At 73.5% G+C, this 540-nt stretch carries 1 pseudogene; it reads right to left on the reverse strand.

Features of this window, described 5'->3' with window-relative positions:
• Positions 1-540: pseudogene (locus CCL05_RS42105) on the reverse strand (FAD/NAD(P)-binding protein); the annotation flags it as partial.

Here is a 540-nt window from a genome sequence, read left to right on the forward strand (position 1 = left end):
GGGAGGCGGCGAGCAGGCCGGAGCGGTGGGTGTGGGTGGGGTCGGTGATGACCTCCTCGGTGAGGGCGCCGGTCCGGTGCAGGTCGCGCAGGAGGGGGTCCTCGGTGCGGTCGAGGGAGGGGGCCGGCAGGTACGCCTCGATCAAGGCCGTGGCGTGGGTGGTGTGGCCAGGGACGGTGGGGCTGGTCGCGGTGAAGGTGCCGGTGGACTCGTCGGTGCCGATCCGGACGTCGGCGCCCAGGAAGTGGACGATGCCGGCCCGGGACAGTGCGAGGAGTTGGCGCAGGCGGAAGCCGGGCGGACCGGAGGCCAGGAAGCTGAAGAAGCCGTGCCACCACCCGTCGAGCCGCTCGGCGACGGACCGCGCGGTCAGCCGTCCCGCGGCGACCAGACGGGGCAGCTGGCCGTAGACGGAGAGCAGGGCGAGGAACGCTCCGAGGTCGGCGCTGAACTCCGGGTCCTCTCGGCGGGCGACATCCTCGGCGATGTGCTCGCGCAGGTGATCCTGGAATGCGTCCGCCGTCGGGAACGCGCGGCCGT

This window comes from Streptomyces africanus (genome assembly GCF_002150735.1).
Classification (GTDB): domain Bacteria; phylum Actinomycetota; class Actinomycetes; order Streptomycetales; family Streptomycetaceae; genus Streptomyces; species Streptomyces africanus.